The organism is Nitrospira sp. BLG_2 (assembly GCF_049222245.1).
Window position 1 is genome coordinate 1 of sequence record NZ_JBLYIG010000109.1, and the last position, 2671, is coordinate 2671.

The 2671-nt window shown below is 57.6% G+C and carries 2 protein-coding genes; one reads left to right on the plus strand and one right to left on the minus strand.

All coding sequences use genetic code 11. From position 1 onward, the window contains the following. Positions 1 to 335: 335 nt before the first annotated feature. Positions 336 to 668: a nucleotidyltransferase domain-containing protein gene (locus ACOSYY_RS03205; RefSeq protein WP_421660828.1), complete on the plus strand. Its 333-nt coding sequence runs from the start codon at positions 336 to 338 to the stop codon at positions 666 to 668. Between the two features lie 106 nt (positions 669 to 774). Here ACOSYY_RS03205 and ACOSYY_RS03210 read toward each other — a convergent pair. Beyond that, positions 775 to 2671: response regulator (locus ACOSYY_RS03210; protein ID WP_421660829.1), on the minus strand; the 1897-nt coding region annotated here is incomplete at its 5' end.

The window sequence follows — 2671 nt, forward strand, 5'->3', positions numbered from 1 at the left end:
CGACGGTGCAGCTAGGACTACCCCTAGAGAATTAAGGATCCTTGGGTTTAGCTCTTGTGAAATACTGCATACGACTGAGACGCTTGCAATGCCGAGTATCAGCGTCTTCGCGACAGGTCCACCGAGTCGTTGCAGACGGAAGATATGACAACCGAGCCGGTTCTGTTTCTAACGATGTCCTGATGAAATCCGCTACAGGACCTATGGGGATCGATATGTGCAAATTGCGGACACGTCCGTACCCCAGGGTTTTTCCTACTCTTGCCTCCTGACTGCTCGCCGCTCACAACTATCCGCCGCTTGACCGGTGAGACGCTCATTGCTAGGCTCGACATGTGCAAACATCCGACGCAACACCTGAAAAGATCACAGCTGCGCTGCGCCCGTTGATGCGTCGTCCGGACATCCAACTCATCATCCTTTTTGGCTCTACGGCCCACGGTAATACCCATCGCGACGGCGACATCGATGTGGTCGATCTCCGCCGTGCGTCTCCACCATTGGCTCTGGAAGCGTTGCGTCACGGACGATTGCTCTATGAGTCGCGCCCCGGCAGCTACGCGGCTTTTTATTCCTTAGCGCTTCGGCGCTACGTCGATACGGCTAAGCTGCGCGTCGCCCAACAACAAGCCATTGGAAATTTCCTCGCCGCTCGAGGACTGACGTGACGCCGGTCGATCCCGCCGTCATTCGCCGCAAGCTGGGACTCATCATCAATAACCTCCAAGCATTGGAATCCATCCGAGATATCGCACCGGTTCGATATCACGGTCACTACCCCTTCTTCACCGCTTCTTTAATCACATCATAGAGTTGTTCGACCGCCGATTCTTTCGTCATGAGTCCGACTGCTCCTGCCCGCATCATCGCTTCCTCATTTTCCTTGGAGGCGTTCACCGAGAGTCCCACGACGATCGTGTCCGGATAGCGGCGTTTGATCCACCCTGTCGCTTCGATGCCGTCCATCTTCGGCATATTAATATCCATCACCACCACCGTGGGCCGCAGTTGATCCACCAGCTGCAAGGCTTCTTCGCCATTGGCCGCCTCACCTACCAATTCAATGTCCGCATACGCGTCTAAAATCGCGCGTAAACCCTGACGGACCATGATGTGGTCATCCACTAACAAGACACGGATTTGAGGCGCAGTGGACTGCATGGTTGAGGCGAAGGTTGAAGAAGAGCCTCTCTTCGGACCCGAGGCCTTTACCTTGCTCCCAACCTCACCGTCCTTTGCCAAGGGTAAGAGCAATGTCGCGGTCGTCCCCTGCCCAGGAACGGAGTGGATATCGAACGACCCGCCCAGCGCCCGCATCCGTTCTTGAATGCTCAGCAGACCATACTTGGATGAAATCCCGCCACTAGCAGTTCCGGCAGCAACAGCAACTGACGTGACAGCTGCAAAATCGAATCCTTTCCCTTTATCACTCACGGTAATACGCAGATTTCCCTCTTGCTGTTCCATCACGAGGGCGGCCTGTCCGGTCCCGGCATGCTTCGCCGAGTTGATCAGGAGCTCGCGCACGGATTGGAACAATAAGATGACTTGGTCTTCCGGCAACCGGAGATCCCGATCCTCCGACACGGTGACGGTCACGGTCTGTTCGTGCTTCCGCATGGAGGCGCCGAGCCATCGGAGCGCCGCCGCCAGTCCCTGATCCCTCAGAACGGTGGGACTGAGATCCGAGACGAGGGTGCGCGTATAGGTCAGCGCGTCGGAGAAAATGTCGTTTACTTTTTTGAAGATCTGCTCATAGGCCGGCACTCCGTCGGCGAGGCGCTTTCCTTGGCCGATCGTGAGCTTTCCCAGCACCAGCATCTGCTGCAAATGGTCGTGCAGTTCGGTCGCCAGGCGCTTGCGCTCCCGTTGCTCGGCGAGGTTCAGCTCGGTCGCCAAGACGCGCAGGCGCTTCTGAGAGTGCACAAGATCCCGCGTACGGTCTTCGACTTGCGCTTCGAGCTCCTCGGCAGATCGCTCCAGGCGCAACTGCCCCTCCTTCCGGTCCGTAATGTCGAGATTGACTCCCACCACGCGGACAGCACGACCCTCCGCATCGCACAGCGTTTTCGCCTTGGCGTAGATCCAGCGCACTGCCCCATCCGACCGCACGATGCGATATTCGAATTCGGAGGGCGCGGTGGGATCTTCCAATGAACGTCGGATACCTGCATGCGCCGACGCCAGGTCGTCCGGATGGATGAGGCGTTGCCAGGCCTCGGCCGTGCCGTCGAAGCTGCCGCCCGGCAGACCCCAGATCCGTTCCAATTCTGGGGACCAGACGCCTTTTTGTGCGGCGATATCCCAATCGAAGACCGCGATATTGGCTGCCGATTGGGCCAACTGCAGCCGTGCCTCACTCGCCTGGATGGCCGATTCCAATCGCAAATGAGGGGTGATATCGAGCGCAATCCCGCTCAAGGCATAGGGGATGCCCTGATTGTCACGCAATAAGAACTTTTGGACCAGAGAGGTGTGGACTCCGTCCGCTTGGGGCACCTGTTCCTCCACGGTCAACAAGCTCCCTGATTCCCACACTCGTTGATCGTTGGCCATAAATTGCTCGGCCAGTTCGGCCGAAAGGAGGTCTCGGTCGGTGTTGCCAAGGGCTTGTTCGCGATAGACACTCAACTCCCGTGCACACTGCTCGTTCATGAAGAGATACCGTCCA